Origin of the sequence: Variovorax boronicumulans, assembly GCF_040544675.1 — a bacterium.
Taxonomy (GTDB): domain Bacteria; phylum Pseudomonadota; class Gammaproteobacteria; order Burkholderiales; family Burkholderiaceae_C; genus Variovorax; species Variovorax boronicumulans_D.
On the sequence record NZ_JBEPKK010000006.1, the window covers coordinates 125,170 to 140,023 of the forward strand.

The following is a 14,854-nucleotide window of genomic DNA, read 5'->3' on the forward strand; positions in this document are numbered from 1 at the left end:
GGCGCAAGAAAGTCAGGCCGTGACCTGCACGCCCACCTTGGCTCCTGCAGCGACGATCTCCCCCCAGGTCGCGTCATCCACCCAGATCCCCTCCTGCCGGCGCGCCGCACGCGCCTTGCGCTCCGGCTCGCCCGCGATCTGCACCGCGTCGAAGCCTTGCCCCGGCGGGCTCTGCCGCAGCCAGTCGATGAACTCGCGCGCCTCCTCGTCGAAGGCCTTCTGCGTGCCCAGCTTCGCCGGGTCGATCAGCACCGTGAGCATGCCGTTCAGCACCGAGCGCGCGGTGTCCGCAGGACGGTGCCAGGTGCCGCCGCCCGTGAGCGCGCCGCCCAGCAGCTCGCACGCCACCGCCATGCCGTAGCCCTTGTGCTCGCCGAAGGTCATGAGCGCGCCGAAGAGGCCGTTGCCCTGCGGCACCACCACCACGCCGGGATCGTTGGTGGGCGCGCCGTTCTCGTCGATCAGGTAGCCGTCGGGCACCTGCTCGCCCTTGTTGTGCGCCACCCGCATCTTTCCCTGCGCCACGCGGCTGGTCGCGTAGTCGAGCACGAAGGGCTCCGCGCCTGCGAGCGGCACGCCGATGCAGCACGGGTTGGTGCCGAAGCGCCCGTCGCCGCCGCCCCAGGGCGCGACCACCGGCCGCGACAGCACGTTGACGAAGTGCATCGCCACCAGGCCCTGTGCCGTCGCCATCTCGGCGAAGTGCCCGATGCGGCCCAAATGGTGCGCATGCGCGAGCGTGAAGATGCAGCTGCCGTGCTGCTTGGCCCGCGCGATGCCCAGTTCCATCGCCTGCACGCCGACGATCTGCCCGTAGCCGTGCTGGCCGTCCAGGCCCATCAGCGTGCCGATGTCCAGGTTGACCTTGAGCGACGCATTGGGTTTCAGGCCGCCCTCGGCCACCGCATCGATGTAGCGCGGCAGCATGCCCACGCCGTGCGAGTCGTGCCCGCTCAGGTTGGCCAGCACGAGGTTGGCGGCAACTTGCTGCGCCTCGGCAGCGCTGCTGCCTGCGGCTTCGAGGATGCGGGCGACGGTGGCTTGCAGGCCGTCGGCCGGCAGTGTTCGTGACATGGATCAGACTCCCTTGGCGTTCAGTGTGATGGCGTAGAGCGAGGTCGTCGCGCAGATGAAAAGCCGGTTGCGCTTGGGCCCGCCGAAGCAGACGTTCGCCACGCGCTCGGGCAGCAGGATCTTGCCGAGCAGCGTGCCGTCGGGGTGATAGGCGTGCACGCCGTCCAGCGCGCTGGTCCAGATGCGGCCTTCGGTGTCGAGGCGAAAGCCGTCGAACATGCCGCTGGTGCATTCGGCGAACACCTCGCCGCCGCCCAGGCTGCGGCCGTCGGCGCCCACCTTGAAGCGGCGGATGTGGCGCGGCCCGTCCTGCAGGTGGCTCGCGCCGGTGTCGGCGATGTACAGCAGCGATTCGTCGGGCGAGAACGCCAGGCCGTTGGGCTTGACGAAGTCGTCGGCCATGCGCTCGACCTCGCCGCTCGCCGGATCGATGCGGTAGACATGGCAGGCGCCGATCTCGCTCTCGGCGCGCAGGCCTTCGTAGTCCGAGAGGATGCCGTAGCTCGGGTCGGTGAACCACACGCCGCCGTCCGAATGCACCACCACGTCGTTGGGCGAATTGAGCCGCTTGCCCTGCCAGTGCGAGGCCAGCACGGTGATCGATCCGTCGTGCTCGGTGCGCGTCACGCGCCGCGTGAGGTGCTCGCAGCTCACCAGCCGGCCTTCGCGGTCCACCGTGTGGCCGTTCGTGTTGTTCGACGGTTCGCGGAACACGCCGACCGTGCCGTTCACCTCGTCGTAGCGCAGCATGCAGTTGTTCGGAATGTCCGACCACAGGAGCGTGCGGTGCGCGCCGAACCACACCGGGCCTTCGCACCAGCGCGCGCCGGTCCACAGCCGCTCGACGCGCTCGGGGCCGGGGATGCAGGTGTTGAAGCGCGCATCCAGCCGATCGAAGCCGGTGCCTTCCAGGAAGCCGAAGGGGAGGAGGGTGCTCATGCCGTGCTCCGCGCTCACATCACCGCGCCGACCTGCCAGGGCACGAACTCGTTCTGCCCATAGCCGTGCTGCTCGCTCTTGGACTGCGCGCCCGATGCGGTGGCCAGCACCAGTTCGAAGATGCGCTGCCCCATCTCCTGAATGGACGCCGTGCCGTCGACGATCTCGCCGCAGTTGATGTCCATGTCTTCTTCCTGCCGCTGCCACAGCGCCGAGTTGGTCGCGAGCTTGAGCGATGGCGAAGGCGCGCAGCCGTAGGCCGAACCGCGGCCAGTCGTGAAGCAGATCAGGTTGGCGCCGCCAGCCACTTGCCCCGTGGCGCTCACCGGGTCGTAGCCCGGCGTGTCCATGTAGACGAAGCCGTGCGCGGTGACCGGCTCCGCGTATTCATACACCGCCTCCAGGTTGCTGGTGCCGCCCTTGGCGACCGCGCCCAGCGACTTCTCCAGGATGGTGGTGAGCCCGCCCGCCTTGTTGCCGGGCGAGGGGTTGTTGTTCATCTCACCTTCGTTGATGGCGGTGTAGTGCTCCCACCACTTGATGCGGTCCACCAGCTTCTGGCCTACCTCGCGCTTCACCGCGCGGCGCGTGAGCAGGTGCTCGGCGCCGTAGACCTCGGGCGTTTCGCTGAGGATGGCCGTGCCGCCGTGCGCCACCAGCAGGTCGACCGCGGCGCCCAGGGCAGGGTTGGCACTGATGCCTGAATACCCGTCCGAGCCGCCGCACTGCAGCCCGATGGTGATGTGCGCCGCGCTGCAGGGCTCCCGCTTGACCGCATTGGCGCGCGGCAGCATCTCGTTGATGAGCGCCACGCCCTTCTCGACCGTCTTGCGCGTGCCGCCTGTGTCCTGGATGTTGAATGTGCGGAAGTTCTCGCCTTCTGCCAGGTGGCCGGTCGCGAGCCAGGCGTTGATCTGGTTGGCCTCGCAGCCCAGCCCGACGACCAGCACGCCCGCAAAGTTCGGATGCGTGGCATAGCCGGTGAGCGTGCGCGCCAGCACCTGCATGCCCATGCCCTCGGTGTCCATGCCGCAGCCGGTGCCGTGGGTCAGCGCGACGATACCGTCCACGTTGGGAAAAGCCGCGAGCGCCTGCGGATTGGTCTTGCGCGAGAAGTGGTCGGCAATGGCGCGCGCGGCCGTGGCCGAGCAGTTCACGCTGGTCAGCACGCCGATGTAGTTGCGCGTGGCCACGCGGCCGTCGGCGCGCTTGATGCCCATGAAGGTGGCCTCGCGTTTCGCGGGCGCGGGCTTCACGTCGGCGCCGAAGGCGTAGTCGCGTTCGAAGTCGCCCTTGTCGGGCCCCATGTCCAGGTTCTGCGTGTGCACATGCTCGCCGGCGCCGATGGCCTTGCTCGCGAACCCGATGATCTGGTTGTAGCGCCGCACAGGCTCGCCCTGTGCGATGGCGCGCATGGCGACCTTGTGGCCCGGCGGGATCAGGCCGCGCACGGCCACGTTCTCGACGACGGTGCCGCCCAGCAGTTGCGAACGCGCGATGACGACGTCGTCGGCGGGATGGAGTCGGATGTAGGGCGTCATGGTCAATAGAACATCTTGGGCAGCCAGAGTACGAGCTGGGGAAAGTAGGTGATCACGCCCAGGCTGAGCAAGAGCGGAACCAGCCACGGAAGAATCGCCATGGTCGTGCGCTCGAAGCTCAGGCCCGCCACGCGCGCCAGCACGAAAAGCACCATGCCCATCGGCGGATGCAGCAGGCCGATCATGAGGTTGAGCACCATCACCAGCCCGAAGTGGATCGGGTCCACGCCCAGTTGCATGGCAATGGGCAGCAGGATGGGCACGAGGATGGTGATGGCGGCGGTCGGCTCCAGGAAGCAGCCCACGAAGAGCATCAGCAGGTTGGCCAGCAGCAGGAACACCCACGCTTCCTTGGTGAAGCCCAGCACCCAGGCGGCAATGTCGGTGGTGACGCCGGTGGCGGTCAGCATCCAGCCGAAGATCGATGCCGCCGCCACGATGAAGAGCACCGTGCTGGTGGTTTCGACGGTGTCCAGGCAGACCTTGACGAACATCTTCCACGACAGCGTGCGATACCACGCAAAGCCCAGGATCATGGCCCACACGCAGGCCGCGATGGCGCCCTCGGTGGGCGTGAAGAGCCCGGTCGTCATGCCGCCGATCAGCAGCACCGGCGTCATGATGGGCAGCAGCGCCTCGAAGCGGAAGATCTTGTCGAGCACGAAGAGCGAGGCCAGCCCTGCGAACACCGTGAGCTGCGCCGGCGTGCCCAGCTTCACCACCAGCAGCCACAGCAACAGCGGCCAGCCGACCACCACGGCCAGTTCCATCAGCGCCTTGAAAAGGCGGGTGCGCGAGAACTTCACGTCCGCGCCCCACTTGTTCTTGTGCGCGAAGTACGCCACCGTGAGCATCATCAGGATGGCCAACATCAGGCCCGGCAGCAGGCCCGCCAGGAACAGCGCGCCCACCGACACGTTGGCCATCATTCCGTAGATCACGAAGGGCAGGCTGGGCGGGATGATCGGTCCCAGCGTGGCCGACGCGGCCGTCACGCCCACGGCGAATTCGGTCGAGTAGCCGTGCTCCTTCATCGCCTTGATCTCGATGGTGCCCAGGCCCGCCGCGTCTGCGATGGCGGTGCCGCTCATGCCCGCGAAGATCACCGAGCCCAGCACATTCACATGACCGAGGCCGCCCTTGAGCCAGCCCACCAGCGCGAGCGCGAAGTTGTAGATGCGCGTGGTGATGCCGGCGTTGTTCATCAGGTTGCCGGCCAGGATGAAGAAGGGCACGGCGAGCAGCGGAAAGCTGTCGATGCCGCTCACCATGCGGTGGATCACCACGAAAGGCGGCAGCGTGCTGTCGCTCACCAGGATGTAGACCAGCGAGGCGCCGGCCATGGCAATGGCCACCGGCAGCCCGCCGGACATGAAGAACAGGAAGATGATTTTCAGCATGGGTCTTTTTTTCTTTTCCGCCGGATGTGCGGGCGCCGCGCTCAGCGGTCGGAGAGGGTCGACTCGGGGCGTTCCAGCACGCTGTAGCCGCGCTTCCAGTGGATGCGAAGCACCTGCAGCGAGCGCCAGGCCATGGCCGCGAAGCCGAACACGCACAGCGCATACACGATGTTCATCGGCAGGTCGACGATGGTCATGCGCGTCTGGTTGCCGATCTTCATCATCATCTGGACGGTCATCACCACGGCCGCCACGAAGAAGGCTGTGCGCAGCACGTCCACCGCCATCGACAGCACGCGGCCCACGGCGCGCGGCATGTGGCGGTAGAAGAAGTCGACCTGGATCTGGTTGTTCTTCGCCACGCCCACCGCCGCGCCGATGAAGACCACGCCGATGAGCATGTAGCGCGCCACCTCCTCGGTCCAGGCGGCCGAGTCGTTCATCACGTAGCGCGTGACGAACTGGTAGAACACCGTAAGGCCCAGCATCCAGAAGACGGCCAGCGAGATCCAGCCTTCGGCGATGGTGTCCGACAGGTCGACCACCTCGTCCTGCGCGTGGAAGTGGCCTTCTTCGTCGATGATCTTTTGCTCAGTCATACAGCTCCAGGTGGTGCGAGGGGTTAGCTCACTTGATCGCGAGGATGCGGTCGTAGTCCTGCTGGCGGTAGCCTTGGTCCGTGGGCTTGGTCGCCTTGAGCACCGCTTCGCGGAACGCGTTCTTGTCGACCGTGATCACGTTGTTGCCCTTTTTCTTGAACTCCTCCACCAGCCGGACTTCGGAGGCGATGATTTCGCGGCCGGTCTTCTCGGCGGCCTCCTGCATCACCTCGGTGAAGATCTTCTTCTCGTCCGCCGAGAGCTTGGCCCAGAGCTGGCCCGAGCAGATCGTGAGCAGCGAATCGACGATGTGGCCGGTGAGCGAAATGTTCTTCTGCACCTCGAAGAACTTCTTGGCCTCGATGGTGGGCAGCGGGTTCTCCTGCGCATCGACCGTGTTGTTCTGCAGCGCCAGGTACACCTCGGCAAAGGCGATGGGCGTCGGATTGGCGCCCAGGGCCTTCGGAAATGCAAGGTAGGCGGGCGCATCGGGCACGCGGATCTTCAGGCCCTTCATGTCCTCGGGCTTGGACACCGGGCGCGCCGCGCTCGAGGTTACATGGCGCGCGCCGTAGTAGCTCAGGGCGGTGATGTGGTTGCCGCTCTTGTCGTCGTAGCCCTTGGCGAGCTCGTTGAAGACCTCGCTCTTGGCGTACTTGAGCTGGTGCTCGGCGTCGCGGAAGATGAACGGAAAGTACGAGATCGCCAGCGGCGTGTAGGTGCGGCCCGCAAAGCTCGCGCCCGACAGGATGATGTCGACCGTGCCCAGCGTCAGGCCCTGGTTGATGTCCGCCTCCTTGCCCAGCGTGGACGCCGGGAACACCTGCACTTCGTACTTGCCGTTGGTGCGCTTCTTGATCTCCTCGCCGGCCCACACCGAGTACTTGTGAAAGGGCTCCGAGGTCTCGTAGACGTGGGCCCACTTGAGCTTGGTCTGCGCCGAGGCGAGGCCCGACAGGCCCAGCGCGCCGGCCGCGAGGGTGCAGGCGGCCAGGGCCTTGAGGGCGGTGCGTTTGGTGGTCTTGCTGCTGCTGATCATGTGGCTTGTCTCCGTTGTAGTAATGGGGGCTAAAAACCGCTGGCGAAAAAAATCAGGAAGGCTTCGCGCGTCGCCAGCTCGCGCTGAATCGCTGGTGCGACTTGTCCATGTGCGCATGCATGGCGGCACGCGCTGCATCGGGGTCGCGCCCGGCCACCGCATCGCGGATGGCTTCGTGCTCGGCGATGGCCGAGCCCCAGGAAGAAACGGTTTCGAAGTAGCCGCCCAGGCGGGTGAAGATCGGTCCCTTGCGCGAGTCCCAGAACTTCTGCACCGTCTCGACCAGCACCGTGTTGCCGCTGGCGTTGACGATGGCCAGGTGAAAGGCACGGTCGCCCTCCAGCGGCATCACCTTGCGTGCGGCGAGTTCGCGCATCAGCTCGATGGCGCGGGTCATTGCATCCACATCCTTGCGCTTGCCTGCGGCGGCGGCGATGGCGGCGGTTTCGCCCTCGATCACGCGGCGCGCGCGGATCAGCTCCAGCGGGCCCCACTCGGTGGGCGCGACCGGCGCGGCGGCGCGGTGCGAGCGGTCGAGCACGTACACGCCCGAGCCGGTGCGCACCTCGACCCAGCCCTCGACCTCCAGCGCAATCAGCGCCTCGCGCACCGACGGGCGGCTCACGCCCAGCTGCTTGGCCAGGTCGCGCTCGGCGGACAGGCGGGTGCCCACGGCGAACTCGCCCTTGGCGATCAGCGCCCGGAGCTGGTCGGCAATCTGACGATAGAGGCGCTGGGGTTCGACGGTTTGAAGCGGCACGGCGGGCGAGGGGCGAAGGCGATTAAGGGTTGTCCTGAATTGGACAAGTGGTAAGGCCAATTCAGAATACGGCGTGTTGCCCGTGTCACCCATCGGGCCAAACCCGAATCGAAGGACACCATGAGACTGAAGGGAAAAACCGCGCTCGTGACCGCGGCCGGGCAGGGCATCGGCCACGCGAGCGTGCTGGCGCTGGCCGCCGAGGGCGCCCAGGTCTGGGCCACCGACGTCAACGAGAAGCTGCTCGAGCGCTATGCGGGCGTGGCGAACGTCACCGCCGTGAAGCTCGACGTGCTCGACAAGGCCGCCATCGGCGCACTGTTCGCAAAGCTGCCCGCGCTCGACGTGCTCTTCAACTGCGCGGGCGTGGTGCACAACGGCGCCATCGAGCAGGCGAGCGACGACGACCTGGACTTCGCCTTCCGGCTCAACGTGCGCGCGCAGATGTGGACCATCCAGGCCGCGCTCCCTGCCATGCTGAAGGCGGGGCGCGGCAGCATCATCAACATGGCGAGCGTGTGCTCCAGCATGAAGGGCCTGCCCAACCGTTTCGTCTACGGCACCACCAAGGCCGCGGTGCTCGGCCTCACCAAAAGCGTGGCGGCCGACTACGTGACCCTGGGCATCCGCTGCAATGCGGTGTGCCCGGGCACGGTCGACACACCTTCGCTGGGCGACCGCATCAACGCCAACGCCGATCCCGAAGAGGCGCGCAAAGCCTTCATCGCGCGCCAGCCGATGGGCCGCCTCGCGAAGGCGGAAGAAATCGCGCCGGTCGTGGTGTTCCTGGCCAGCGACGAATCGATCTTCGCCACCGGCCAGTTCTTCACGGTCGACGGCGGCATCACCATATGAACCAGCTCGACTTCACGGGCCGGCATGCGGTCATCACCGGCGGCGCCACGGGCCTGGGTTTCGGCATCGCGCAGCGGCTGATTGCGTCGGGCGGCAGCGTCACGCTGTGGGACCGCGACGAGGCCGCCGCGAACCAGGCCGCACAGGCGCTGGGCGACAAGGCCTTTGCGCTGAAGGTCGACGTGTCGCAGCAGCCCTCGGTCGCCAAGGCCGTGGCGGCCACGCTGGCGCATGCGCCGCGCATCGATGCGCTGGTCAATAGCGCCGGCATCACCGGTCCCAACGTCAAGCTGTGGGACTACCCGGTGGACGAGTGGCGCCAGGTGATGGAGGTCAACGTCAACGGCGTGTTCATCTGCTGCCGCGAGGTGGTCGCGCAGATGCGCAAGCAAGGCTACGGTCGCATCGTCAACATCGCCTCGGTCGCCGGCAAGGAAGGCAACCCCAACGCCAGCGCCTACAGCGCGAGCAAGGCGGCGGTCATCGGCATCACCAAGTCGCTGGGCAAGGAGCTTGCAGACACCGGCATCCGCGTGAACTGCGTGACGCCCGCTGCGGTGAAGACAGCGATCTTCGACCAGATGACGCCCGAGCACATCGCGTTCATGCTGTCGAAGATTCCCATGGGCCGCTTCGGCACCGTGGAAGAGGTGGCCGCGATGGTCGGCTGGCTCTGCACCGAAGATTGTTCGTTCTCCACCGGCGCGGTCTTCGACCTCTCCGGCGGACGCTCCACTTACTGATCGTTCAATGCACTGAAAGGAAAGCATGAAACTCGTCCGCTACGGCAACCCCGGCAAGGAAAAGCCCGGCCTCATCGACAGCGAAGGCAAGCTGCGCGACCTGAGCGCCATCGTCAAGGACATCGGTCCCGACCAACTCGGCGATGCCGCCATTGCCAAGCTGCGCAAGTTGAAGCTCGACAAGCTGCCGCTGGTCAAGGGCAAGCCGCGCTTCGGCAGCCCGGTGGCGAACGTCGGCAAGTTCATCGCCATCGGCCTCAACTACGCGGACCATGCGGCAGAGTCCGGCCTGCCGGTGCCCAAGGAGCCCGTGGTCTTCATGAAGGCCACCAGCTGCATCCAGGGCCCCAACGACCCGGTGATGCTGCCCAAGGGCTCGGTCAAGACCGACTGGGAAGTCGAGCTCGGCGTGGTCATCGGCACCAAGGCGCGCTATGTCTCGCAGAAAAATGCGCTCGACTACGTGGCCGGCTACTGCACCATCAACGATGTGAGCGAGCGCGAATACCAGATCGAGCGCGGCGGCACCTGGGACAAGGGCAAGGGCTGCGACACCTTCGGCCCGCTCGGCCCCTGGCTGGTGACGCGCGACGAAATCGAGAACCCGCAAAAGCTCTCGATGTGGCTGGACCTCAACGGCCAGCGCGTGCAGACCGGCAGCACGAAGACCATGATCTTCACGGTCGCCAAGATCGTGAGCTACGTGAGCCAGTTCATGACGCTGATGCCCGGCGACGTGATCACCACCGGCACGCCGCCTGGCGTCGGCATGGGCATGAAGCCGCCGCTGTTCCTGAAGAAGGGCGACGTGATGACGCTGGGCATCGAAGGCCTGGGCGAGCAGCGCCAGGAAGTGGTTCCCTTCAAGCTCTGACCCTCTGCGTGATCATCCGGCGGACGCAAGTGCCGCCGGATCTCGCCGCCGACGACCTCGGCGCGGACCGCACGCGGCGCTTCAGCGCAACGCGCGGACCAGCTCGTCGTACACCAGCCGCACCCGCGCCGGCACCGGCGCGCGCTGCGAGCGGTAGACATGGATCGGCCAGGGCTCGGGCGCTTCGGCCTCGAGCACCGCCACCAGTTCGCCCGATTGCAGCAGCGGCTCGGCCAGTGGGCCCACGAGCTGGCCGAAGCCCAGGCCCGCGCGCACCGCGGCGCATTCGGCATCGACGTCGTCGGTGACGAAGGCCGGCGCGCTGACCGGCATCTGCCGCCCCTTGCTGAAGAACCATGACCACGGGCGGCCCGAGCTGCGGTCCATCAGGGCGGTGAGCGGAAAGCCGGGCAGCGCATCGAGGCTCTTGGGAATGCCGATGCGCTCGATCAGTGCCGGCGCGGCCACCACGTAGAGGCGCATCTTGCCGACGGTGCGCGCGACGAAGCGCGCATCGCGGATGGGGCCCGCGCGCACCCCGATGTCGATCTGCTCGTCGACCACGTCGGCATGGGTCTCCGACAGCCGCAGGTCGAGCACCAGGCCAGGATGCTCGGCCAGCATCGGCGCCAGCACCTCTGGGATCAGCCGGCGGCCGAACACGTTGGGCGCGGTGACGCGCACCGTGCCTGCGTGCTGCGACAGCGCGCGCCGGTCGGTGCGGTGGAACAGCGCGTCGACGCCGCCCACCGCCGCACGCGCGCGCTGTGCAAGCTGCCGGCCGAAATCGGTGAGCTGAACGCCGCGCGTGCTGCGGTGGAACAGCGGCTCGCCCAGTTCTTCTTCGAGCTCGCGCACCGCGCGCGTCACCACCTGCGGCGATACGGAAAGGCGCACCGCCGCCTCGCGGAAGTTGGCGGCATCGGCGGCGGTGAAGAAGACGCGCAGCGCTTCGAGGCGGTTGGACATGGGTGTTCCTTATCGGGGAATTCTGAAGTCGCCAGAGTTTCATTTACTGGAACGCGTGGATTTTCCACACTGCATGCACTTCTTCTTCAACACATCCGAAAGGAATTTCCTCATGACATCCGTTCAAGACAACATCCAGGGCAAGGTCGCCATCGTCACCGGCGCGAGCAGCGGCATCGGCGAATCCATGGCCCGCCACCTGGCCGCACGCGGCGCCAAGGTGGTGCTCGCGGCCCGCCGCACAGAGCGGCTCGACAAGGTGGTCGCCGAAATCCGCGAGGCCGGCGGCGAAGCCATCGCCGTTGCCACCGACGTGGCGCAGCGTGCCGACCTGGAGAAGCTCGCCGTCGCGACGGTCGAAGCCTTCGGCCGCATCGACGTGCTGGTCAACAACGCAGGCGTGATGCCGCTGTCACCGCTCGAAAAGCTCAAGGTCGACGAGTGGGACCGCACCATCGACGTCAACATCAAGGGCGTGCTCTACGGCATTGCCGCGGTGCTGCCGCGCATGCAGGCGCAGGGCAGCGGGCACATCCTGAACGTGGCGTCGATCGCGGGCATCAAGGTGTTCACGCCCATCGGCACGGTGTACAGCGCGACCAAGCATGCGGTGCGCGCCATCTCCGAGGGCTTGCGCGTCGAAATGGGCAACAGCGGCGTGCGCGTGACGGTGGTGTCGCCGGGCGCGGTCGAATCGGAACTGAAGTTCGGCAGCACCGATGCCGATGCCGCGGCGGGCCTGAAGGCGTTCTACGACGCGAACCAGATTCCCGCCGATGCGGTGGCGCGCGCGGTCGTCTACGCGGTGGAGCAGCCGGCGAACGTGGACATCAACGAGGTGGTCGTGCGGCCGGTGTCGCAGGACTTCTGATCGGTGGCGGGGCCTTGCCGGCCCCGGTTCGGATCAATTAACCTTCAGGAAACGAAGGTCATTGACAGCCAAAGGCCTCAAGCTCACGCAAAATAGAACGACCGTTCGTTTTATTCGGAGCTCCGCGATGTCTGTCAATGCCGTTCCCGCCAAGCCGGCCCGCGCCGCCCAGAAGGGCCAGCAGACCAAGGCCGTGATCGTCGACGCCGCGCTGGCATTGGCTGCGCAGATCGGGCTTGAAGGCCTGTCGATCGGTGCCGTGGCCGAGATCACCAAGATGAGCAAGTCGGGCGTCTTTGCCCACTTCGGCTCGCGCGAGGAGCTGCAGATCTCTGTGGTGCGCGAGTATCACGCACGTTTCGAGCAGGAAGTGTTTTTTCCTGCGCTCTCGGCGCCGCGCGGCCTCCCGCGCCTGCGCGCCATGTTCGCCAACTGGATGAAGCGCACCTCGACCGAAATCGACTCGGGCTGCATCTACATCAGCGGCGCCTCCGAATTCGACGACCGTCCGGGCCCGGTGCGCGATGCGCTGGTCGAGTCGGTGAGCATCTGGCAGGCCGCGGTGCTGCGCGCCATCGTGCAATCGCAGACCGAAGGCCATCTGCGCGCGGATGCCGACGAGCGGCAGGTCGCTTTTGAAATCCACGGCCTCATCCTCGCGCTGCACTACGAAGCCCGCTTCCTGCAGGTGCCCGGCTCCATCGGCCGCGCGACCGTCGGCTTCAACAACATCCTTGCGCGCAGCGCGACGCCCGATGCGCCGGCGGATCCATCCGCCGATGCAGGCACTGCACCGGCCGGCCGGCGCCTGAAGCCCGTGCGCTGAGCGTGCGGCACCTTTTTCGTTTTCCTTTTCCCTTTCTTTCTATCTAGCTTCGACCAGGAGAGTCCCGGATGCCTACCTACAACCCACCCGTGCGTGACATGCAGTTCGTGCTGCACGAAGTGCTCAACGTCACCGAAGAACTCAAGGCGCTCCCGGCCCATGCCGAAACCGATGCCGACACCATCAATGCGGTGATCGAAGAGGCCGGCAAGTTCGCCGCCGAAGTGACCTTTCCGCTGAACATCAGCGGCGACGAGGAAGGCTGCGTGCTCGACAAGGCCACGCACGAAGTCAAGACGCCCACGGGCTTCAAGGACGCCTACGCCAAGTACGTCGAAGGCGGCTGGCCGGCGCTCTCGTGCGACCCGGCCTTCGGCGGCCAGGGCCTGCCGTTCGTGGTGAACCAGTGCCTGTTCGAAATGCTCAACAGCGCCAACCAGGCCTGGACCATGTACCCCGGCCTCTCGCACGGCGCGTACGAAGCGCTGGTGGCCCACGGCACTGACGACCAGAAGAAGACCTACCTGCCCAAGCTCACCAGCGGCGAGTGGACCGGCACCATGTGCCTGACCGAACCCCATTGCGGCACCGACCTCGGCCTGCTGCGCACCAAGGCCGAACCGCAGGCCGACGGCACCTACCGCATCACCGGCAGCAAGATCTTCATCTCGGCCGGCGAGCACGACATGACGAGCAACATCATTCACCTGGTGCTGGCCCGCCTGCCGGACGCGCCCAAGGGCAGCAAGGGCATCAGCCTGTTCGTCGTGCCCAAGTTCCATGTGAAGGCCGACGGATCGCTCGGCGAACGCAACCCGATCTTCTGCGCCGGCCTGGAGCACAAGATGGGCATCCACGGCAACGCCACCGCGCAGATCGTGATCGAAGGCGCCACCGGCACGCTGGTGGGCGAGCCCAACAAGGGCCTGGCCGCGATGTTCGTGATGATGAATGCCGCGCGCTTGGGCGTGGGCAACCAGTCGCTGGGCCTGACGGAAGTGGCTTACCAGAACGCGCTGGCCTACGCCAAGGACCGCACGCAGATGCGCTCGCTCTCGGGCGTGAAGGCCAAGGACAAGGAAGCCGACCCCATCATCGTGCACCCCGACGTGCGCAAGATGCTGCTCACCGCCAAGGCCTATGCCGAAGGCGGCCGCGCGCTGCAGATCTTCTGCACGCTGCTGCTCGACAAGGAGCACAACCACCCTGATGAAAAAGTGCGCAAGGACTCGGGCGAACTGGTCGCGCTGCTCACGCCCATCGTCAAGGCCTTCATCACCGACAACGGCCACATCGCGACCAATTCGTGCATGCAGGTGTTCGGCGGCCACGGCTTCATCAAGGAATGGGGCATGGAGCAGTTCGTGCGCGACAACCGCATCAACATGATCTACGAAGGCACCAACACGATCCAGTCGCTGGACCTGCTGGGCCGCAAGGTGCTGGGCAACAACGGCGCGTCGCTCAAGAAGTTCGGCAAGCTGGTTGCGAAGCTGGTGGAAGAAGAAGGCGTGAACGAGAAGATGGCCGAGTTCATCAACCCGATCGCGGTGCTGGGCGACCAGCTCACCAAGTTCACGACCGAGATCGGCTTCAAGGGCTTCCAGAACCCCGACGAAGTGGGCGCCGCCGCGGTGGACTACCTGCGCGTGGCCGGCCACTTCGTGTTCGGCTACCTGTTCGCCCGCATGGCCCAAGTGGCGCTGCGCGAAATCGCGGCTGGCAACACCGACCCGTTCTACGTCGCCAAGCTTCAGACCGCGCGCTTCTATTTCGCCAAGCTGTTCCCCGAGACCGCGACGCTGATGCGCACCGCGCGTGCCGGCAGCAAGGTGTTGATGGACACCGACGCAGCGCTGGCCTGAAGTCACTGCCTTTTCTCATCGTCCAAACCGGGAGCCGTTCATGAAATCGACGCTTGCAGCCATCGTCCTTGCCGCCACTGCCGTCACGGCCATGGCCCAAAGCACCCCGGTGGGTCTTTGGCGCAACGCCGACGACAAGACCGGCGAGGTCAAGGCCGAGATCCGCATAGCCGAGGCCAACGGCGCGCTCGTCGGCCGCATCGAGAAGTCGCTGAAGAAAGACACCAAGGCCGATGCGACCTGCGACGAATGCAGCGACGACCGCAAGGGCAAGCCGATCACCGGCCTGGAGATCATCCGCGGCGGCAAGAAGGCCGAGGGCAAGGACCTCTGGGAAGGCGGCAAGATCCTCGACCCCGAGAACGGCAAGGAATACCGCGCGAGCTTCACGCCCGTCGACGGCGGCAAGAAGCTCGAAGTGCGCGGCTACCTTGGCCCCTTCTGGCGCACCCAAACCTGGACCCGCGCGCAGTAACCCTGCCGCGCGTTTTCAACCGAA

At 66.4% G+C, this 14,854-nt stretch carries 15 protein-coding genes; 7 read left to right on the top strand and 8 right to left on the bottom strand.

The genetic code is table 11. The annotated features are described in order from the left end of the window. Positions 1–12 precede the first annotated feature (12 nt). Genes ABIC90_RS13055 through ABIC90_RS13085 form a run of 7 tightly spaced genes read right to left on the bottom strand, consistent with a single transcriptional unit; the run spans position 13 to position 7,352 of the window. Complete coding sequence (locus ABIC90_RS13055; protein ID WP_354354543.1) at positions 13–1,074, bottom strand: malate/lactate/ureidoglycolate dehydrogenase; 1,062 nt, start codon at positions 1,072–1,074, stop codon at positions 13–15. A 3-nt stretch (positions 1,075–1,077) separates the two neighbouring features. Continuing rightward, complete coding sequence (locus ABIC90_RS13060; protein ID WP_354354544.1) at positions 1,078–2,013, bottom strand: SMP-30/gluconolactonase/LRE family protein; 936 nt, start codon at positions 2,011–2,013, stop codon at positions 1,078–1,080. 14 nt (positions 2,014–2,027) lie between these two features. Beyond that, positions 2,028–3,554, bottom strand: coding sequence for a UxaA family hydrolase (locus ABIC90_RS13065; protein ID WP_354354545.1), 1,527 nt, complete (start codon positions 3,552–3,554; stop codon positions 2,028–2,030). Positions 3,555–3,556: 2 nt separating this feature from the next. Continuing rightward, positions 3,557–4,954 (bottom strand): TRAP transporter large permease, encoded by a 1,398-nt coding sequence (locus ABIC90_RS13070; protein WP_354354546.1) that lies wholly within the window; start codon positions 4,952–4,954, stop codon positions 3,557–3,559. A gap of 41 nt (positions 4,955–4,995) precedes the next feature. Next, on the bottom strand, positions 4,996–5,553 hold the full coding sequence (locus tag ABIC90_RS13075; RefSeq protein WP_354354547.1) for a TRAP transporter small permease: 558 nt from the start codon (positions 5,551–5,553) through the stop codon (positions 4,996–4,998). 28 nt (positions 5,554–5,581) lie between these two features. Beyond that, positions 5,582–6,592 (bottom strand): sialic acid TRAP transporter substrate-binding protein SiaP, encoded by a 1,011-nt coding sequence (locus ABIC90_RS13080; protein ID WP_354354548.1) that lies wholly within the window; start codon positions 6,590–6,592, stop codon positions 5,582–5,584. A 52-nt stretch (positions 6,593–6,644) separates the two neighbouring features. Continuing rightward, positions 6,645–7,352, bottom strand: a complete 708-nt coding sequence (locus ABIC90_RS13085; protein WP_354354549.1) for a FadR/GntR family transcriptional regulator — start codon at positions 7,350–7,352, stop codon at positions 6,645–6,647. A gap of 120 nt (positions 7,353–7,472) precedes the next feature. Between ABIC90_RS13085 and ABIC90_RS13090 the strand changes: the two genes are divergently transcribed. From ABIC90_RS13090 to ABIC90_RS13100, 3 genes are read left to right on the top strand one after another with little or no spacing between them, the layout of a single operon-like run. Further along, the gene (locus ABIC90_RS13090) at positions 7,473–8,207 is read left to right on the top strand and encodes an SDR family oxidoreductase (protein WP_354354550.1); all 735 of its coding nucleotides are present in this window, start codon (positions 7,473–7,475) and stop codon (positions 8,205–8,207) included. Beyond that, the gene (locus ABIC90_RS13095; RefSeq protein WP_354354551.1) at positions 8,204–8,950 is read left to right on the top strand and encodes an SDR family NAD(P)-dependent oxidoreductase; all 747 of its coding nucleotides are present in this window, start codon (positions 8,204–8,206) and stop codon (positions 8,948–8,950) included. Before ABIC90_RS13090 ends, ABIC90_RS13095 begins: the two co-directional genes overlap by 4 nt. Positions 8,951–8,975: 25 nt before the next feature. Then, positions 8,976–9,824 (top strand): fumarylacetoacetate hydrolase family protein, encoded by an 849-nt coding sequence (locus ABIC90_RS13100; RefSeq protein ID WP_354354552.1) that lies wholly within the window; start codon positions 8,976–8,978, stop codon positions 9,822–9,824. An 81-nt stretch (positions 9,825–9,905) separates the two neighbouring features. Here the strand turns inward: ABIC90_RS13100 and ABIC90_RS13105 are convergent, their stop codons facing one another. Next, on the bottom strand, positions 9,906–10,793 hold the full coding sequence (locus ABIC90_RS13105) for a LysR family transcriptional regulator (protein WP_354354553.1): 888 nt from the start codon (positions 10,791–10,793) through the stop codon (positions 9,906–9,908). 112 nt (positions 10,794–10,905) lie between these two features. Here ABIC90_RS13105 and ABIC90_RS13110 point away from each other — a divergent pair, with 112 nt between their 5' ends. From ABIC90_RS13110 to ABIC90_RS13125, 4 genes are all read left to right on the top strand, one after another. Beyond that, entirely contained in the window at positions 10,906–11,664 is a 759-nt protein-coding gene (locus ABIC90_RS13110; RefSeq protein WP_354354554.1) for an SDR family oxidoreductase, read from the top strand. A gap of 127 nt (positions 11,665–11,791) precedes the next feature. Next, a complete protein-coding gene (locus tag ABIC90_RS13115) occupies positions 11,792–12,490 on the top strand; it encodes a TetR/AcrR family transcriptional regulator (RefSeq protein WP_354354555.1) in 699 nt (232 codons plus the stop codon). A 68-nt stretch (positions 12,491–12,558) separates the two neighbouring features. Beyond that, the gene (locus tag ABIC90_RS13120) at positions 12,559–14,355 is read left to right on the top strand and encodes an acyl-CoA dehydrogenase C-terminal domain-containing protein (RefSeq protein ID WP_354354556.1); all 1,797 of its coding nucleotides are present in this window, start codon (positions 12,559–12,561) and stop codon (positions 14,353–14,355) included. A gap of 40 nt (positions 14,356–14,395) precedes the next feature. Further along, positions 14,396–14,830 (top strand): DUF2147 domain-containing protein, encoded by a 435-nt coding sequence (locus tag ABIC90_RS13125; protein ID WP_354354557.1) that lies wholly within the window; start codon positions 14,396–14,398, stop codon positions 14,828–14,830. Positions 14,831–14,854 lie beyond the last annotated feature (24 nt).

Bases quoted from the DNA above. Each gene is read 5' to 3' on its own strand.
- ABIC90_RS13055 (WP_354354543.1), bottom strand. From the start codon at position 1,074: ATGTCACGAACACTGCCGGCCGACGGCCTGCAAGCCACCGTCGCCCGC.
- ABIC90_RS13060 (WP_354354544.1), bottom strand. From the start codon at position 2,013: ATGAGCACCCTCCTCCCCTTCGGCTTCCTGGAAGGCACCGGCTTCGAT.
- ABIC90_RS13065 (WP_354354545.1), bottom strand. From the start codon at position 3,554: ATGACGCCCTACATCCGACTCCATCCCGCCGACGACGTCGTCATCGCG.
- ABIC90_RS13070 (WP_354354546.1), bottom strand. From the start codon at position 4,954: ATGCTGAAAATCATCTTCCTGTTCTTCATGTCCGGCGGGCTGCCGGTG.
- ABIC90_RS13075 (WP_354354547.1), bottom strand. From the start codon at position 5,553: ATGACTGAGCAAAAGATCATCGACGAAGAAGGCCACTTCCACGCGCAG.
- ABIC90_RS13080 (WP_354354548.1), bottom strand. From the start codon at position 6,592: ATGATCAGCAGCAGCAAGACCACCAAACGCACCGCCCTCAAGGCCCTG.
- ABIC90_RS13090 (WP_354354550.1), top strand. From the start codon at position 7,473: ATGAGACTGAAGGGAAAAACCGCGCTCGTGACCGCGGCCGGGCAGGGC.
- ABIC90_RS13095 (WP_354354551.1), top strand. From the start codon at position 8,204: ATGAACCAGCTCGACTTCACGGGCCGGCATGCGGTCATCACCGGCGGC.
- ABIC90_RS13100 (WP_354354552.1), top strand. From the start codon at position 8,976: ATGAAACTCGTCCGCTACGGCAACCCCGGCAAGGAAAAGCCCGGCCTC.
- ABIC90_RS13105 (WP_354354553.1), bottom strand. From the start codon at position 10,793: ATGTCCAACCGCCTCGAAGCGCTGCGCGTCTTCTTCACCGCCGCCGAT.
- ABIC90_RS13110 (WP_354354554.1), top strand. From the start codon at position 10,906: ATGACATCCGTTCAAGACAACATCCAGGGCAAGGTCGCCATCGTCACC.
- ABIC90_RS13115 (WP_354354555.1), top strand. From the start codon at position 11,792: ATGTCTGTCAATGCCGTTCCCGCCAAGCCGGCCCGCGCCGCCCAGAAG.
- ABIC90_RS13120 (WP_354354556.1), top strand. From the start codon at position 12,559: ATGCCTACCTACAACCCACCCGTGCGTGACATGCAGTTCGTGCTGCAC.
- ABIC90_RS13125 (WP_354354557.1), top strand. From the start codon at position 14,396: ATGAAATCGACGCTTGCAGCCATCGTCCTTGCCGCCACTGCCGTCACG.